The organism is Paracoccus fontiphilus, from assembly GCF_017356265.1.
Lineage (GTDB): Bacteria > Pseudomonadota > Alphaproteobacteria > Rhodobacterales > Rhodobacteraceae > Paracoccus > Paracoccus fontiphilus.
Window position 1 is genome coordinate 1 of sequence record NZ_JAFNAW010000074.1, and the last position, 15,969, is coordinate 15,969.

Sequence of the window (15,969 nt, forward strand, 5' to 3'; positions counted from 1 at the left end):
CTTCGATCGCCCATCGATGCCCTTCGACGCGGACCAGCGTCTCCATCGTGGTGCCCCGCGGCGACCATGTGGTGAAGAAGGCCAGATCGCCATCGGCAATATTGCGTCGGATCAGCAGGCCCCGAGTCCAGACGCCGCTGAGATCAGCATTAAACTCGCCAGCATCGAGATCGGCGAGATCAAGGTAGGCCCAGTCGTGAAGCCGCTCGTCCTTGGTGCCCGCGCCGGCCGAAAGACGCTGCCAAGCCTCGGGCGGCAAATCTTCGGCGATGCTCCCGGCCGTCCCGTTGACGGCATAGGCTTTCCCCCAGGAATTGAAGGCGTGCTCGGAACTGACACCCAGGACATAGCCTTTTCCAGCGCGGCGTAGTGCTATTTCGATATTGCCAACGCCATAGACGCTGTCGGCGGCCACCCAGGAAAATGGAACCTTGGCCGAGAGCACGCGCTCGATCATGCTGCGGGCGATGGCAAGTTTAGTGGCGAACTCCACCGCCTCGGGCACATGGGCCCGGCTTCGTCTGACCGGGGCTTCAGCCCATGCTTTCGGCAGATAGAGGGCCCGATCGATAAAAGCATGTCCGTGCCGCGAGACGTAGCTGGCGAAGACGCCGATCTGGCAATTGGTGATCTTTCCTGCCGACCCCGTATACTGGCGCGCGACCCCACAGGAGGCGTGGCCCTGCTTCAAAAAACCGGTTTCATCGATCACCAGCACCGCCTCGGGATCAGCCAGCGTTTCCACGGCGTAGTCCCGCACAATATCGCGCAGCGCGTCGGCATCCCAATGGCCACGACCCAATATCGCCTGCTGACGCCAGGGGCCCGGATCTCCAGCCGCTTCGGCCCGCATCCAACCCGTCTTGCGCCGTTCCTCACCCAACAAGCCGTCGAGAAACTGACCGGCCGATGCCGCAACCCGTTCCTGCGTAAACATCGGCCGAATTCGAGCCTTTACTTCACGGAGCGAGGAAGCCCAAAGCTCCAGCGTCTCTTCGACCGACAACCCCGCCATCCATGATCCCTAACTTAGTCATGGTAGCGCATTGATTCAGAGCGGAGAGAAGAATGCAACTGTAATGCTAGACATTGCGAGCCTTTTAACCAAGGAGCGAGTCAACCGCTCCGTACCTTTTCAGCAGCTTCGAGCAGCACTTTGGCCACAACTGGCTTCATACCTTGTGCTCGCAATTCGTACAATGCGGCAACAGTTTCACGGCCTTCAACGGTGTTGCGCATACTTCGGGCCATCTCAAGAAGGGCCTCAAGCAGCGCCTCACGCAAAGCATCGGTGTCCGTCACGCGGTAAACCTCATGTGATCAGGCAAGCGCGATCCGAGCCTGCAAGTTACAGTGCTTGTCCATAGCTAGCATTTATGGGAATCTTTGAGCCCACATCGTAGGTCGAGCTGTCCATCGATCTGCCGCCAACTAAATCGGAGGCATCGTATCGAGTATCTACTCCCGACCCGAACCGAAGCTGTCACTCGATACTGAGTGCTTGTGCGGGCGAGGCCGAACCGCTGCGACGCGGGTAGGGAGAAGCCATCGAAAGGCGAAGGTCGTGGCAAGAGCCAACACGCAGGCTCCAGTTGTCTGGAGCAGCGGTGCGCCCAAGATATACGAATAAACGACCATACATAGGGAAAGCGCTACAGCGCCGAGCAGAGGCATAAAAGGAAACTCTCTAACAACACGCAACTACTGTGTTACCGCGGAACTATTAACAAATAATTAATATTCAGAATAGTAAATAGTTGTGTGCTTTCTTTAGGACCCTGGGAGATCGGCGACTTACGGCTGATGCTGTCTTGGTAGTGCTTCCCCTTGACAAAAACGCCCTTCGGTTCAAAAGCAGGCGGCAATCGGTTCAGAACCTCAACGTCCTGAACGGCGGTATGAACCGAGATTGACCTGCCATGGGCTTTGCCATCTTAGCGAGCGCCATTATCCTGCGAGCCATGTACTAGTGTTCGCCACCTGACGGATGATTCCCTGCGGAGGTGAGATGTGTCATGCTCGGTGGATGAGACGTGATGACATCTGCCTTTACCTTTGCCCTTCCGACCGTGCGCAACTGCAAGCTCTGCGTGCCGACCGCAACGTCCCCCGTAAGGTTGTCTGGCGTGCCGAGATTGTGCTGGCCACGGCTGATGGCTGGGGGACCAACGAGATCATGCGTCGTGCAGCGACGTCCAAGCCCACGGTCTGGCGCTGGCAGGAGCGTTATCTGGAGGAGGGTGTGGCCGGCCTCCTGCGTGACAAGACCCGGCCTTCGCGTGTGCCACCGCTGCCAAGAGAGACGCGCCTGCAGGTGATTGCAAAGACGGTGCAGGAGACCCCGCCCCATGCCACGCACTGGAGCCGGTCCTTGATGGCCGAGGCGGTAGGCATTTCACCATCAAGCGTCGGCCGTATCTGGGCAGAGGCCGGCCTGAAACCGCACCTGACGCGCAGCTTCAAGGTCTCAAACGATCCGATGTTCGAGGAGAAAGTTACCGAGATCGTTGGGCTCTATCTCGATCCGCCGGAGCGGGCCGTGGTGCTGTGTATGGATGAGAAATCACAGATCCAGGCGCTCGACCGCACTCAGCCCGAGCTGCCCCTCAAGAAGGGCCGCGCAGCCACGGTGACGCATGACTACAAGCGTCACGGCACCACCACGCTTTTTGCCGCACTCGATGTGAAGTCGGGCATGGTCATCGGTGAGTGCATGCCGCGCCACCGGGCGAAGGAGTTTCTGACTTTCCTGCGGCGCATCGACCGGGCGGTCAGCAAACCGCGCGACATCCACATCGTGCTCGACAATTACGCCACCCACAAAACGCCCGAGGTGCAGGCTTGGCTGGCAAAACACACCCGGTTCAAGCTGCATTTCACGCCGACAAGCGCGTCCTGGATGAACCTGGTTGAACGCTTTTTCGCCGAGATCACGAAAGGCCTGACGCAAGGCGGTCGGAACACGGATCCCGATCTTGGTCGAGGCGCGGCCAATGCGCGATGGTCATTAGATTTCGTCCACGACCAGTTTGCCTGCGGGCGGCGGTTCCGGGTGTTGAATGTGGTCGACGACGTCACACGGGAATGCCCGGCCGCGATCCCGGACACATCGATCTCGGGCCGCCGTGTGGCGCGGGAACTGACAACCCTGATCGATCGGCGCGGGAGGCCAGGAATGACCGTCTCGGACAACGGGACGGAACTGACCTCGAACGCGATCCTGAAGTGGTGCGGCGAGAACAAGATTGAATGGTACTACATCGCGCCAGGCAAGCCCATGCAGAATGGGTTCGTCGAAAGCTTCAACGGTCGGATGCGGGACGAGTTCCTGAATGAGACCCTGTTCCGCAACCTAGCCCATGCCCGCGAGTTGATGGCGGCCTGGGTCACAGATTACAACACGGCGCGGCCTCACTCGGCCCTCGGCTACCAGACCCCTGCAGGCTTCGCTCTGCACCTGACCGCTGCAATCGCCCGACCCGCTGCGCGAGATGAAAGCTCCACGCGCCGGGCGATTTCTCAAACCGCGCCGATCGGCGTCAATGACCACCAGACTCCGGTTGCGGCTGGATGAAAAACCAGTGGCAGGTCAGTGTTGCGAGCGGCCGCAGCACATCCATGACGGCAAGGCTATTGTGATACGCTCGAACCTCCGCTGGTGTTCAGATAGCTTCGAGTTCGCTCGGCTCGGAACGGCGACATCGTCCGGGGAGTCTTCATCATTGACGCTCATGATCGCGAGATCATCGCCTGGAGAACTGTGGCCAACGCCGGGATCAGCGGGTCCGACATCCGGGACATCATGCTCGAAGCCGTGGAGTGGCGGTTCAAGGCACTGCGTGCGCCAGCGACAATCGAGATGCTGACCGACAACGTCCTACGTCAGGGGGCTTGTGCTGCTTAAGGCGTCAGTTCCAGGGGCATCCAAGCGACTGGATACCTTGATCTTCGCCCGTCAGCTCGGGCTGAAGCCCTGCTTCACGCCGATCCGCGCCCCGCAGAGCAACGGCATCTCGGAGGCATTGGTGAAGATGTGAGTGCTGGATGTAATCTCCGCAAAAGTGCTAGGTGAAAATTCCTCAGTTTGGCGCTGAGACCGATGGTCAGGGGCATGCCCCCTGACCATCGAAGGCGCAGAATCTCCCCTGCTGATGCCAGAGGAAAGGCGCGCAGGTGGTTGGATTGAGGGAGATCGTGATGATCTTGGAATTGCAGCGGCAAGGGCTCGGCGTCAGCGCGATCGCGCGACAAACCGGGTTCGATCGCAAGACAGTGTGTAATTATCTGGCGCAGGGCTTGGAGGCGCCAGTTTATGGTCCACGCGAGCCAGGCGAACGTCTGGCCGAGCGGTTTCGGTCCTATCTGATCGACCGCCTGGTGGCCTATCCCGGTCTCTCGGGACGCAGGTTGCATCGCGAGGTGCGGGCCATGGGGTATATTGGGGCCTATTCCACGCTGACGGAGTATCTCCGGCTGGTGCGGCCCGTGGCGCCGCACCAGTTCGAGCGTCGCTTCGAGACATCCGCGGGCCAGCAGGCTCAGGTGGACTTTGCCGAGTTCCAGGTGGAGTTCACCTCCGAGCCCGGCCTCGTGCGCAAGGTCTGGCTGTTCAGCATGGTGCTGGGACACAGCCGCTGGCTCTGGGGACGGTTCTGCCCGAACCAGTCGCTGGACACGGTCATGCGCTGCCACATCGCCGCTTTCGATGCGATGGGCGGGGCCTGCACCGAAATCCTGTATGACCGGATGAAGACCGCCGTCATTGGTGAGGATGCCGCAGGCGTCGTGACCTACAACGCCTCTCTGGTGGCGCTGCTTGCCCATTACGGATCGGCGCCTCGGGCATGCCAGCCATATCGGGCCAAGACGAAAGGCAAGGTCGAGCGGCCGTTCCGCTATATGAGTAATGAGCGAAAGTTGGTGATGCCCTGAGGGGGCGGCATATCATGGCGGTGTTCAGAACGCCGTCAATTCTCAACCGAGAAAGGGATATGCCACATGCCAGAGACTACCATTGCCAAGCTGCCCGATCCATCCGGATTCAGCACCGACCCGTTCACCGATATTATCCGTGACGGCGCGCGCAAGTTGATCGAACAGGCAATCCACGCGGAGTTGGCAGCGCTGATGGCCGCCTTTTCCGCCGAGAAGCTGGAGAATGGCACATCACGGCTGGTGCGCCATGGTTACCTGCCGGAACGCGAGGTGATGACCGGGATTGGCCCCGTGCCGGTGAAAGTGCCGCGGGTGCGCGATCGCAAGCCCGGTGAAGACAAGATCACCTTCACACCCAGCATCCTGCCGCGATACCTGCGCAAGGCGAAATCGGTCGAGGAACTGCTGCCCTGGCTTTATCTCAAGGGCGTCAGCACGGGGGATTTCACCGAAGCGCTGGCGGCACTGCTGGGCTCAAACGCCCAGGGACTTTCGGCCAAGACGATCACGCGGCTGAAGGCCGACTGGTGGACCGACTATGAGGCTTGGCAAAAGCGCGACCTGAGCCATCGGCGCTTTCTCTACATCTGGGCCGACGGGGTATATTTTAAACCGCGCATGGCCGAGGAAAGGCAATGCGTTCTGGTCATCGTCGGGGCTGATGAATATGGCCGCAAGGAGCTTCTGGCGATGATCGACGGCTTCCGCGAAAGTGCTGAAAGCTGGCGTGAGCTCTTGCTGGATCTGAGGCGCCGGGGCCTGAAGCAGGATCCGAAGCTAGCCATCGGCGACGGCGCGCTCGGGTTCTGGACTGCCCTGCGCGAGGTCTTCGCCACCACGCGCGAGCAGCGGTGTTGGGTCCACAAGACAATGAATGTGCTGAATGCATTGCCGAAGTCGCTGCAGGACAAGGCCAAGAACCATCTGCACGACATCTGGCAGGCTGAAACAAAGGCCGAGGCCGGCGCCACCTTCGACTTTTTCGTCGAAACCTACGGCGTCAAATACGACAAGGCCGTTGCCAAGCTGGTCAAGGATCGCGAGGCGTTGCTGACCTTCTACGACTACCCGGCCGAGCACTGGAAACACATCCGGACCTCGAATCCAATTGAAAGCACCTTCGCGACAGTTCGCCACCGCACCAAGCGCACCAAAGGTTGCCTCAGCCGCAGGACCGGGCTGGCCATGGCCTTCAAGCTGATGATGTCGGCGCAGGGAAAATGGCGCAAACTCGACGGTCAGAACCGTCTGCCGGAGATCATCCAGGGGATTGAGTTCCGCGACGGCCTCCGTCAACTTCAAGCCGCCGCCTGATCAGGCGTCACCAACATTTGCCCATATCTCCGCTATATCCGGCAGGACTTCTTTCTCGGGCGCAGCTTCCGCGATCTGGACGATCTGAACGCCCAATTTGAGGAATGGCGCACGACCATTGCCAATCCGAGGGTGCATGCCACAACGAGCCGGATCGTGGATGAGCATTTTGCCGAGGAGAAGCCGCATCTTCTGGCCTTGCCTGCGCACCCCTATGACGCGGTGCTGACGGTCGAACGCCGCATCAGCCAGGAAAGCATGGTTGCCGTGGGCGGCAATCAATACAGCGTGCCGGACACCACGCGGCGGCGGATCGTCGAGGTCCAGAACCACCCGGCCGAGGTCCGGATCTTCGAGGATGGCCAACTCATTGCCAGTCATCCTGTGCTGGAGGGCAAGAACCAGCGAAGGGTCGATCCCAGCCATCGCAAACCTGTTCCGGCCGCAAGGCGGATGGCTCCTGCTCCGTCGTCACCGATTGACGCTCCCATCGCCCGCCGTCCGCTGGCCTTCTCTGAAGCCGTCGGGCGGCGCCTGGCGAATGCGCAGGAGGGCCGTTCATGATCCCGGTTACCGAACGCATCCGCCAGAGCATGGTCAGCCTGCACATGGCGCGCGCCCTGGAAACGCTGGACCAGACCCTCAGCCGCCTGGAAAAGGGCGAGATCAGCGCGATCGAGGCGATCGACGAGCTTCTGGCAGAGGAGCTGAACCTGCGTGAAGGCCGTCGCATCGGCGTTGCCCTGCGCACCGCGCGCCTGATGCCGATCAAGACGCTCGAAAGCTTCGACTTCTCCTTCCAGCCCTCGCTGGATCGCCACCGCATCATGGCTTTGTCCGAGCTGGAGTTCATCAAGCGCGCCGAGGTGCTGCCTTTCCTGGCCCACTAGGCACCGGGAAGAGCCATCTCGCCACGGCCATTGGCGTCGCGGCGGTGAGGGCGGGGCGCAGCGTCTATCGGTGTTCTCTGGTCGAACTGATCGACGCCCTGAGCAAGGCCGAGCGCGAGGGGCGCCTCGCCGAGAAGATCCGCTTCTATGCCCGTGCCTCCCTGCTGATCGTCGACGAGATCGGCTACCTGCCCATCACCAGCGGGGACGCAAACCTGTTCTTCCAGCTGGTCAACGCGCGCTACGAGAAAGGAGCCATGATCCTGACCTCAAATCGCGGCTTCGCAGAATGGGGCGAGATCTTCGGTGATCCCGTGGTCGCGACCGCGCTTCTGGATCGGCTCCTGCATCATGCCGTTGTCGTTCAGATCGAAGGCGCCAGCTACCGGCTCCGCCAACACGCAGACCTGATCCCGGAACACACCCGCGCGCACGCCACCATCGCACCGCCGCCCCCGCCAAAGCGCCGCGGTCGGCCGCTGAAAAACGGAGGCGCCCATCACCTGCACGGCTGATGGCCGAACCCGAAAGGTGGGGAGTATTGCGCCAGCACTTTTGGGGATTTGTGATCCAGCATTTACAGAAGACGCTCAAGCGCGACTATGTTCAGGTGACGCCGCTGCCGAATGCCCAGACTGTGCTTGAGTTGATCGGAAGCTGTATTGAGGATTACAACACCAACCACCCGCACTCAGGGCTGAAGATGCGCTCGCCTCGCGAGTTCATTGCTGCTCAAACCGCAACCGCCTGAGTGTCTGGTGAAAGGGGGGCAAGACCACCCCTGTTGCGGCTTTAGTACCCGGAGCGGCATGGTCCGAGGCCACACGCGGGGCGGGTGATCAACATCTTCTTCAGCCTTCTGAAGATGGCGTCCTTCTTCTGCGCCCTGAAGTGCCGCAAGGAACTAATCCCGCCCGAGGAGCGGCATCTGTGCCTAGTACAAGGCATGGATGCATCCGCACGCGATCAGGCTGCTGCCGTGGTCGCGATGAGGGGCTGGCGGGCCATGGTCGCGCGTCTGTGGCGGCGCCGGTCAGCAGTCTATGACCCGGCGCCGATCGCAGGAAGAACCGGACCGAAGCCCGGCTACTAAGGCAGAACCAAAATGCCCCTTTTAGGGCAGACCAAAAGAATACCTCCCTGAGTCCGCTCAGGAGGCTGCAAGAAACTCTACGGTCAGGATCGTATTGGCGATGGTGATGAGTTCAGGAGTAAGTTGATAAGTTTATTGGACCGAAGTCCGGATCAGCTTCGCACCTAACCTTTAACATTTCGTCTACGGTCGAACGTGGCCGAAATTAACTTCCGCAGCCGAGCGGCGACACTCGTAACACAACAACAATGCTGCTCGGCTGTGAGGGCCTTCTAGCCGCGATTGACGCTCACGGAAACTAGCTGATTTCGCACAGCCGTTGTGCGGATCTACATCACACAACCTCGCCGGCCCAAGTCAGCACCTGCGGCGGGCTTTGCCGTTGCAACCACAGGGTCACCAAACTACACTGCCCCATTCGCCGACAGAACGGTTCGACGTGATCAGGATCGAACCTTTCTCGTAACGGCGCGATACCAGCTGGAAGAACAGGTGGGCGGCGTTGGCCTCAAAGGGCAGGTAACCCAACTCGTCAATGATCAGAAGCTTGGGCCGGCTGAGCTGCGTCAACTGCTTTTCGAGAAGGCCGTCGTCATGACCCTTGGCCAGCATTGCCACGAGGGTGGCCGCAGTCACAAACTGCACCGAGTGGTTCTGCCGGATTGCTTCTCGTCCCAAGGCGACAGCCAGATGCGTTTTCCCGGTCCCCGGCGGCCCTAGGAGCAGTGTCGTGTCGCCATGCGCGATCCACCGGCAAGTCGCGAGTTCGCGGATCTGCCCCGGGTCCAGCGAAGGCTGCGCTTCAAACTCAAAGCCCGCGAGTTCACGCACAAACGGAAACTGGGCGAGCTTGCTTGTCATGGAGATGCGCCGTTCGTCGCGCCGGGCAATCTCGCGCTGGACCAGAAAGGCCAGGGACTCGCGCAAGGTCATGTCCGAACGTGCGGCTTCATCCAGTAGGGTATCAAGCTGGTCCCGGATTGCCGTGAGCTTGAGCCGGTCGAGCATTGCCACCAGCGTTTCGTGATCGATCGCTGTCATCACCAGCCTCCTCCGACAACCGCTTCATACTCGGCAAGCGGACGCAGCAAGGCAGGTGTTTGGATGCTCGGTGCCGGATCCTCCTGGATCGGTCCGCCTCCAACCACACCGATCAGGTGCGCCTTGTCGGTGATCCGCTGACGGCGGCTCTGACAAACGGGATGGTCGGCCACCACGTTGCCGGCGTGACGCACGATGACGCGGCCAGCAAGGACCATGACCTGCACGGTCTCGCCGACCAGGCGCCAGGGCACCGAGTAGCTGTTGGTATCAAGGTCGATTGCGCAGTCGGGCCGCTACTCCTGCGGCGCCGATTGATCCTACGGCAGAGATCCATGCGGCGGCGTTTGAACTTCCTGCCGCGGCAGGTTGAGCGATATCTGCGATAGACCTGACAGCAGTCAGGTAGCCGTCGATCCAATCCCAACTAATCATGTGCACAGCTGCACGTCTGCAATTCTGCCCCCGTGCACGTTTGCACTATTCCCCAAATGCACGCCCAGCCTCATGCCGCTTCCACAGTTCATTGAGCGCATGCTCGATCAGTTCCGAGTTGGTCATGTCCAGCCTGGCGCGCAGAATCGCCACCCGCTCCAGCAGCGGATCGCCCTTGTCGAAGTAGGCGCCAAGGTGCTTCTGCCCTGCCCTCTTGCCGGTGACCTTCTCGGGCTTCTCAGCAACCGACATTTCAGCCTCTATCGCGACCGGCTCTGGCTCCGCGCCCTTCCCCATCGCCGCTAATAGCGGGTTCGGTTTCTTCATTCTTGCACCCCTGCCCTCTTGCTAAGCTGCACGCGTGCACAACTGGACAGGTGCAGGCTTGCCCTTCTGCTCACTTGCCGTTTTGCATTTCGGCACGAACCCACTTCCACAGGCCTGCGACTTCATCGGCCGCCTTGCTGCCTGCATCGATCTCCTGCACCGACAACCCCGAGGCGCTGGCGTCCCGGTGTGCCTTGCGGCGATGCAGGACCACAGGGGCCGCCTGAGCGCCCATGGCCTCGATCACTTCGCGCGTCTGCGTCACCTCGGCCGGGCCAGTGGGGTTCGCCATGTTGATGACCGCCCAGACCGGGCGGCCAAAGCCGCGGCAAAGGCGCAGGGTGCGCGGCATCTGTTCCAGCGGCTCGACGTCCGGCGTTGTAGGGATCAGCACCAGGTCGGCAACCTCAACCGCCGCCGGCGCCTCGGTCGAGCGGGCAGGGGGCGTGTCGATGATGACCAGATCGGCGGCTTCCCTGGCCTGTTCTAGGCGCTTCGGCAGTTCGTTCTCGGTCGAGAACACCACGACCGGCATATCGGCCTCGCGGCGCTCGCCCCACTGGCTTACGCTCTGCTGCGCGTCCATGTCCAAGATCAGCACCGACAGCCTGTCACGGGCCGCGGCAACCGCCAAGGACCGGGCAAGGGTGGACTTGCCGACTCCGCCTTTCTGCATTGCAATCGTGATAATCTGCATCACTGCCCCTTTGCATTTGTGCACAATTGCACCTGTGCAGCCGTGTTCCTCTGGATCATCCGTCCAGTTCTTCGATCAGCGCATCCGGTAGGGCAGGGGGGAACAGGTCAGCCTGCTGGCCCTTCTGTGCCTGCCACTGCGCTTTCTGCTCCTCGACCGTCTTGAGCCACCATGCCACCCTGAGCTTGGTGACCTTGCGGCCTTGCTTCTCCACCACATCGACGCGGCACGAGAAGGGGGCGAGGGAGTTGACCTCTGCAACGGCAGGCTCGATCGCCTTGCGGCGCAGGGCTGCGAAGGACACCAGCTTGCCTTCCGGCACCCCGAGATAGTCCCGTAGGTCATCGGTCTCGAAGTCGTTGTAGAAGACGTGCTTCAGGCCGATCCGCTTGGCGATGATCTCATAGAGGGCCATGCCGTACTTGGTCGCGAACCCGTGGAGGATCTGCATCTCAAGGCGCGCGAATATCTGGCTGTCCCGCAGGATCGGCAGCAGCTTGGGGTGCAACTCGTAGGTCAGCATCGTGGCGATGCCTGGGCCGAACTTCTCGATATCGGTCGGGCCGAGGAGGTGGACGTTGCGCGTTGAGCCGTCAGACATACGAACCCGAACGACGGTCTGCATGAGGCTCAGAATGGCCTCGGTGACGCGATCGTTGGAGGTGTGATTGCCGCGCAGCTCGGCAAAGGGGATTCGGTATTCTTGACCCTCAGCGGCCATGTCGGGGCCGAAGGCATTGGACAGCAACTGATTGTAGATGCGGCGAGCGGCAAGCGTGATCTTCTCGCCCCCGCGAACCTCGATCAGTTCGGCAGGCTTGATGACCTCGCCTCGCCGCTGAAATGCGCCCAGCGTGCCGCCGTTGCTATTGTGACTTTTTGGGCGAGGTTCGTCCCGCATCTATTGTAACCCGTGCTGCCTGCGCGGTCACAATAGGGCGAAGTCGCTCGATTTGGGAAGAAGAATGGTCGCCATGGGCCTGAAATCGCCTGACCTCGCCCCAAAAGTCACCATAGCGGCCAAGCGGCATTGAAAGGTCGCCCCAAAAGTCACAATACCTCGCCCAGAAAGTCACCTAACCTCGCCCGAAAAGTCACGATACCTCGCCCCATAGGTCACCGTCAGGCTGATTAAGCTTGCAGAGTCAGAGGCTTATTCTCGCTAAAATGGAAGAAATATAGAAAAAGAAGAAAGCGGACCCCCTAAACGCAAAAAGGCCGCCCCCCGGTTTTGAGCCGAGGGGCGGGAATGCTGAGAATAGAGCAGGGGGGCTATCGCAACTGTGTCTTGAAAACTTGACCGGCCTTCTGCCCGGCTTCGAACACTGTCTTGCCGTTCTCCACGGCCTCGATGATCTGCCTCTCTTTCTTCGGGTCCAGCGTATAGTGCCGTGGGATGCCACCGCCAAAGCCGCCGCGCTGCTGCGCCAGGATAAGACCCCAGACAGGGGTAATCGCCAGCAGGAACCCTCGGATCGCGGCCGGGTCATAGCCGAGGATCTGGGCGACCATGTGGACGAAGGGCCCGCCGTCGCCACCGGCGGCGACCCCTGACAGCAGGGTGTCGATGCCGGTCAGCAGCAGCGGCAGGATGCCGAGCCAGAAGCTGCGAGTCTTCAGGATGAAGATGGGGATGATGGTCTTGATCACGATACAAGCTCCGGGATGAGGGCCGACCAGGTCTTGGGCCCGATGATGCCGTCCTGCGCGAGGCCGGCGGAAAACTGGAAGGCGATGGCCGCCGCGCGCGTGCCGCTGCCATAGATGCCGTCAATGCCGTTGGGATCGAAGCCGAGTGCCAGCAGCCGCTCCTGCGCGGTCCGCACGGCAGCGCCACGCGAGCCGAGGCCGATCTTTGGATAAGACGGCGCCAGCACGTCAGGGATGGCCTGCCAGCGCTTGAAGGCGGACGCGAGCTTCGTGTGATAGCCATGCGTGGCATAGCCAGCGCCGTTGTAGCCGCGGGCAAACGCGGACCACTCATGGCGGCGCAGCTCGTCGTCGAGACCCTCGCTTTCGATGAAGCGGATCATGGCCTCCAGCCCGGCCGCCTCGTCGTCGCAGAAGGCCGCCACCATGTCGCCCGGCGAGGCAAAGCCCGCGGCCTTGTGGTTGAACCCCATGATCTGGCCAAGGCCCCAGGAGCAGCTGCGCAGCGCGGCCTTGGCGTCGATCTTCATTGCCAGTTCAAGGCGCGGGTAGCTGTCGGCCGGGTAAGGCTTGGCGCCCCACTTGGGATAGGCCAGCCCCTGATTGATGGCGAGGTCGCGCTTCGTGCCGGCGCCAAGCTCGCGGTGGAACACATGCGGCTCGAAAAGCATCTTGGGCCGGCCGAGCTTGTCAAAGCCGCCACCGGCGGTCTCGACCTCGATCACGGCGCGGACCGCATCTTCGCCGACGCCGATCAGGCGGCCGACGCGAGGCACGTCAATATCGGTGAGCCGCCTAGCGCGGCCCTTGAACCCTGCGGGGTACATGGCTTCTCCGATGAAAAAGCCCCCGGTGAGGGCGGGCGGGTGTCAGTAGCCGGGGCGGGGACCGGTCCGGCCTGTGATGGGTGGCGGGTCATAGGGCGCCGGTCGGCGCCTCAGGCGGGCCAGCAGGATGCGCTTAAGGAAGGAACGGATCACTCTGTCCGTCCCCGGCCTGAACGGATCAGCTCATCCTTCAGCCTTTCGATTGCGACCCGAACGTCCTTGATCTCGTCTCGCATGTCGTCGGCAGTGTCGCTGTTGCGGTTCAAGCCTCGGCTGTTTTCGGACAAAGCCTTGGTAAGAGCGGTCTTTGCTTCAACGTCACGGTTAATCGCTGGCTTCAACATTGCTGCTGCGGCCGTGAACGCATCCAGCGACCCTACGATCCGCTCCACATCCTTGCTGTTGACGAGCGCCCCTGCGACCTCGACCATATCGCTGGCCTGAGGCGTTTTCCCCTGAGCGATCTGCTTGCCCTTCTGCCCGCCCATGAGGCTTATGAGGGCAATGGAGAAGCCGAGAATGACGGTCCCGATCTGTTCAGCGGTCAGCCCTAGCATGTTCTGCCCTCCCCCGCGCAGACGCCATGTCCACCCGAGAGACGTAGGCATTGCGTAATTCCAAGGCGATCAGCGTGCCATAGGCGACGATGCCGGTTGGTGATCCCCCCACCTCGCGCCAGGCCGTGTAGATGCCGACCGTGAACAGCATCCAGAACATGGCCGAGAAGCAGGATGCCACGAAGCGAATGGTCGGACTATGGCGGAAGCCCCGGAAGGTACCGTTGACGAATAGTGCGACCAGCCGCATCAGGCCGCACCCCATCAACATGTTCGACCATGCCGCCTCGGCCCAAGCCGCCAAAACGGCGAAGCTCATGGTCGAGAAGAGCGCGTCGGGCTGGGCATAGAGGACATATCCCACCCCGAGAAGCGGCGCCGCCCCGAGCCATTCGGTGAAGCGCACCCCGGCGTGATCCCAGACGCCGTTCGCCAGTCTGCGGAGGACGATCATGACCGCCCCTCCGGCCCGGTTGGTCGGTTGATACTCATGCCACGCGGGCTTCCTATGTCGATGTTCCGGATCATGTTTCGCGCGAAGATTGAAACACTGCCCGCGCTTTCCCCGTGACTCTCGCGAACCGTTCGGCAAGCGTTCACGCGGCGGTGATTAGGCCGCTGATTTGATTCGCAAGTTCGAGGGTTTTATGAAGTTTCGGTCTTTGGTTGCCGCTGCATTGCTGGCGGTCGGGCTTGGTCAGGCGGCGGGTGCTGCGACAGTCCAAACCATTTCGTTCAAGTTAGACCGCCTGAGCGTTTATTGCATGGGCGGGTGTAATCAATATCCTAGCAGTCAGACACACGAGTTTGCAGGCTTGCGGCAGGGCGGATCGAGGCTGGGTCAGCTTTATATCGATGAGGCTGCCGACGGCAGCACTGTCGAACTTGCGTTGAGCTATGGCGAGGACTTCTCCAATACTCTATTTCGTCACGTATTGAAGCGGATGGATGATGGGAAGTACCTGTTTGACTCGGTGTCGATGGTAGTGCCGAGCTGGTCCATCAGCACTGTCAAATGGGATGGCTATTCGGGATCGTGGCGCTATTACCCTGATACCTATTCTGTGGAGCAAGATACCACCATCAGCTTCGATCTCGCCCCAGTTCCTCTTCCTACTACAGCCGCCCTACTACCGCTCGGCATCGGCGCCCTCGCCGTCATGAGAAAGCGCCGGCGCAACGCTGCCTGATTGGAAGAGAAAATGGCCCGCTACCACAAACACGGCGGCTGTTTGAACGTTAACGATTATCATCAGTTTGGAGGTTGCTTTGGGTGTCAAAGCTATGGTTGCCGCGGCACTGCTGGCGGTTGGAATTGGGTCTGCGGCGGATGCGGCGACCATTGTAGGGTGGCGAAACGTCTTCGGGACGTCGCACCCAGTCTATCGGGAAGCATTCGACGTCGATCTGTACTTCGATCGCGGCTACGTCGACGGTGAAAACAATTCAATTGATTCGTGGGGCATCTATACCAAAGATACCCCTGTCATTATGCGAATAGTGATGGACTGGTTCTCGCCAGATTACTGGGCCGACATCTCGATGTCATCGCGAGGGCAGGATTGGGACGTTAGCGGCTCGCTGATGTTAATGGGCGACGGCTTTATAGCCTCCGGAAAGAGCCCTGAGGGCACTGACTTTGAGCTAAGATTTTCACCGTTTGGTGGTAGCGCAAACCACTTAGAATTTCGTCCTTACGGAAGCGCACAGCATGCCCTGACCTACCTGTCAGTCGAAAACATCCGCCTCGCACCCGTCCCTCTTCCCGCTACAGCCGCTCTTCTGTCTCTGGGCATTGGCGCCCTCGCTGTGATGCGAAAGCGGCGCCGCGCGATTAGCTAACCACAAGCGTCAGCTTGCAGTTGGTCAGGGTGACACCAGCAGGCAGGCTGATATTGCCGGGATTGGCATAGGTGATGCCTGTCCCGGCTCCCCCGCCCAGGTCATAGGTGCCCGCTGCAAGCCCGGTGCGGTCGATGCGTAGCCCGATCAGGTTGCCGGTCGCCGTCGCGGTCAACTCGGGTATGGTGCCGTTAGGCTACCTAGTTGAATGGCAAGCGGCACTAATCCACCCCGGCGCATGGATGAACCAGCCCTGCACGACGATGACGACGCCTGTCTGACGTCAGCGCCCATGGGACAGATTAGGCCGATTGCGTGACAGAGGGTTTCTGGCTCATCGTAGCCTTCATGGAGCGAAGAT

18 protein-coding genes and 7 pseudogenes are annotated in these 15,969 nt (G+C 60.9%); 12 read left to right on the forward strand and 13 right to left on the reverse strand.

The genetic code is table 11. The features are described from left to right. Both J0F76_RS17660 and J0F76_RS17665 read right to left on the reverse strand, forming a co-directional pair. Nucleotides 1-1,015, reverse strand: a 1,015-nt coding sequence (locus J0F76_RS17660; RefSeq protein WP_207471508.1) for an IS701 family transposase, incomplete at its 3' end; no start/stop codon positions are given. A 101-nt stretch (nucleotides 1,016-1,116) separates the two neighbouring features. Then, entirely contained in the window at nucleotides 1,117-1,302 is a 186-nt protein-coding gene (locus tag J0F76_RS17665) for a hypothetical protein (RefSeq protein WP_207471509.1), read from the reverse strand. 724 nt (nucleotides 1,303-2,026) lie between these two features. Here J0F76_RS17665 and J0F76_RS17670 point away from each other — a divergent pair. From J0F76_RS17670 to J0F76_RS17690, 5 genes and pseudogenes are all read left to right on the forward strand, one after another. Beyond that, nucleotides 2,027-2,938 (forward strand): annotated as a pseudogene (locus J0F76_RS17670) (IS630 family transposase); the annotation flags it as partial. A 7-nt stretch (nucleotides 2,939-2,945) separates the two neighbouring features. Further along, nucleotides 2,946-3,574 (forward strand): annotated as a pseudogene (locus J0F76_RS17675) (integrase core domain-containing protein); the annotation flags it as partial. Nucleotides 3,575-3,581: 7 nt separating this feature from the next. After that, a pseudogene (locus tag J0F76_RS17680) lies at nucleotides 3,582-4,031 on the forward strand (IS3 family transposase); the annotation flags it as partial. Nucleotides 4,032-4,173: 142 nt separating this feature from the next. After that, nucleotides 4,174-4,911 (forward strand): annotated as a pseudogene (istA, locus tag J0F76_RS17685) (IS21 family transposase); the annotation flags it as partial. 87 nt (nucleotides 4,912-4,998) lie between these two features. Next, the gene (locus tag J0F76_RS17690; protein ID WP_207471512.1) at nucleotides 4,999-6,249 is read left to right on the forward strand and encodes an IS256 family transposase; all 1,251 of its coding nucleotides are present in this window, start codon (nucleotides 4,999-5,001) and stop codon (nucleotides 6,247-6,249) included. On the opposite strand, the gene J0F76_RS21395 is transcribed toward J0F76_RS17690, so the two are convergent. Continuing rightward, complete coding sequence (locus J0F76_RS21395; RefSeq protein WP_423227380.1) at nucleotides 6,250-6,438, reverse strand: hypothetical protein; 189 nt, start codon at nucleotides 6,436-6,438, stop codon at nucleotides 6,250-6,252. Between the two features lie 69 nt (nucleotides 6,439-6,507). Here J0F76_RS21395 and J0F76_RS21400 point away from each other — a divergent pair, with 69 nt between their 5' ends. From J0F76_RS21400 to J0F76_RS17710, 5 genes and pseudogenes are all read left to right on the forward strand, one after another. After that, the gene (locus J0F76_RS21400; protein ID WP_377707459.1) at nucleotides 6,508-6,813 is read left to right on the forward strand and encodes a Mu transposase domain-containing protein; all 306 of its coding nucleotides are present in this window, start codon (nucleotides 6,508-6,510) and stop codon (nucleotides 6,811-6,813) included. Further along, on the forward strand, nucleotides 6,810-7,139 hold the full coding sequence (locus tag J0F76_RS21455; protein WP_479724748.1) for an ATP-binding protein: 330 nt from the start codon (nucleotides 6,810-6,812) through the stop codon (nucleotides 7,137-7,139). The genes J0F76_RS21400 and J0F76_RS21455 overlap by 4 nt, the downstream gene beginning before the upstream one ends. 44 nt (nucleotides 7,140-7,183) lie before the next feature. Beyond that, complete coding sequence (locus J0F76_RS21460; RefSeq protein WP_479724749.1) at nucleotides 7,184-7,654, forward strand: ATP-binding protein; 471 nt, start codon at nucleotides 7,184-7,186, stop codon at nucleotides 7,652-7,654. Nucleotides 7,655-7,722: 68 nt separating this feature from the next. After that, nucleotides 7,723-7,890, forward strand: a pseudogene (locus tag J0F76_RS17705) (integrase core domain-containing protein); the annotation flags it as partial. 84 nt (nucleotides 7,891-7,974) lie between these two features. After that, entirely contained in the window at nucleotides 7,975-8,232 is a 258-nt protein-coding gene (locus tag J0F76_RS17710) for a hypothetical protein (RefSeq protein ID WP_207471516.1), read from the forward strand. A 377-nt stretch (nucleotides 8,233-8,609) separates the two neighbouring features. On the opposite strand, the pseudogene istB reads toward J0F76_RS17710, so the two are convergent. The 9 genes and pseudogenes from istB to J0F76_RS17755 all read right to left on the reverse strand — a co-directional run. After that, nucleotides 8,610-9,273: pseudogene (gene istB / locus J0F76_RS17715) on the reverse strand (IS21-like element helper ATPase IstB); the annotation flags it as partial. Next, nucleotides 9,273-9,563, reverse strand: a pseudogene (locus J0F76_RS17720) (Mu transposase domain-containing protein); the annotation flags it as partial. The pseudogenes istB and J0F76_RS17720, both read right to left, overlap by 1 nt. A gap of 190 nt (nucleotides 9,564-9,753) precedes the next feature. Then, nucleotides 9,754-10,035 carry a hypothetical protein gene (locus J0F76_RS17725; protein WP_207471520.1) on the reverse strand — a complete coding sequence of 94 codons (282 nt, stop codon included), beginning with the start codon at nucleotides 10,033-10,035 and terminating at the stop codon, nucleotides 9,754-9,756. A 70-nt stretch (nucleotides 10,036-10,105) separates the two neighbouring features. Beyond that, entirely contained in the window at nucleotides 10,106-10,732 is a 627-nt protein-coding gene (locus tag J0F76_RS17730) for a ParA family protein (protein WP_207471522.1), read from the reverse strand. Between the two features lie 55 nt (nucleotides 10,733-10,787). Next, nucleotides 10,788-11,633 (reverse strand): replication initiation protein, encoded by an 846-nt coding sequence (locus J0F76_RS17735; RefSeq protein ID WP_207471524.1) that lies wholly within the window; start codon nucleotides 11,631-11,633, stop codon nucleotides 10,788-10,790. A 371-nt stretch (nucleotides 11,634-12,004) separates the two neighbouring features. Continuing rightward, nucleotides 12,005-12,382, reverse strand: a complete 378-nt coding sequence (locus J0F76_RS17740; RefSeq protein ID WP_207471526.1) for a hypothetical protein — start codon at nucleotides 12,380-12,382, stop codon at nucleotides 12,005-12,007. Beyond that, complete coding sequence (locus J0F76_RS21205; RefSeq protein ID WP_207471528.1) at nucleotides 12,379-13,209, reverse strand: N-acetylmuramidase domain-containing protein; 831 nt, start codon at nucleotides 13,207-13,209, stop codon at nucleotides 12,379-12,381. Before J0F76_RS21205 ends, J0F76_RS17740 begins: the two co-directional genes overlap by 4 nt. A gap of 149 nt (nucleotides 13,210-13,358) precedes the next feature. Then, nucleotides 13,359-13,766, reverse strand: a complete 408-nt coding sequence (locus J0F76_RS17750; protein ID WP_207471530.1) for a hypothetical protein — start codon at nucleotides 13,764-13,766, stop codon at nucleotides 13,359-13,361. Continuing rightward, nucleotides 13,747-14,220: a hypothetical protein gene (locus J0F76_RS17755; protein ID WP_207471532.1), complete on the reverse strand. Its 474-nt coding sequence runs from the start codon at nucleotides 14,218-14,220 to the stop codon at nucleotides 13,747-13,749. Before J0F76_RS17755 ends, J0F76_RS17750 begins: the two co-directional genes overlap by 20 nt. A gap of 169 nt (nucleotides 14,221-14,389) precedes the next feature. Here J0F76_RS17755 and J0F76_RS17760 point away from each other — a divergent pair, with 169 nt between their 5' ends. Together J0F76_RS17760 and J0F76_RS17765 are read left to right on the forward strand one after the other, a co-directional pair. Then, nucleotides 14,390-14,956, forward strand: a complete 567-nt coding sequence (locus tag J0F76_RS17760) for a VPLPA-CTERM sorting domain-containing protein (RefSeq protein ID WP_207471534.1) — start codon at nucleotides 14,390-14,392, stop codon at nucleotides 14,954-14,956. A gap of 67 nt (nucleotides 14,957-15,023) precedes the next feature. Beyond that, nucleotides 15,024-15,608, forward strand: coding sequence for a VPLPA-CTERM sorting domain-containing protein (locus J0F76_RS17765; protein WP_207471535.1), 585 nt, complete (start codon nucleotides 15,024-15,026; stop codon nucleotides 15,606-15,608). Here the strand turns inward: J0F76_RS17765 and J0F76_RS17770 are convergent. Next, a complete protein-coding gene (locus J0F76_RS17770; RefSeq protein ID WP_207471536.1) occupies nucleotides 15,601-15,783 on the reverse strand; it encodes a hypothetical protein in 183 nt (60 codons plus the stop codon). The two genes, J0F76_RS17765 and J0F76_RS17770, sit on opposite strands and share 8 nt — an antisense overlap. Nucleotides 15,784-15,969: the final 186 nt, after the last annotated feature.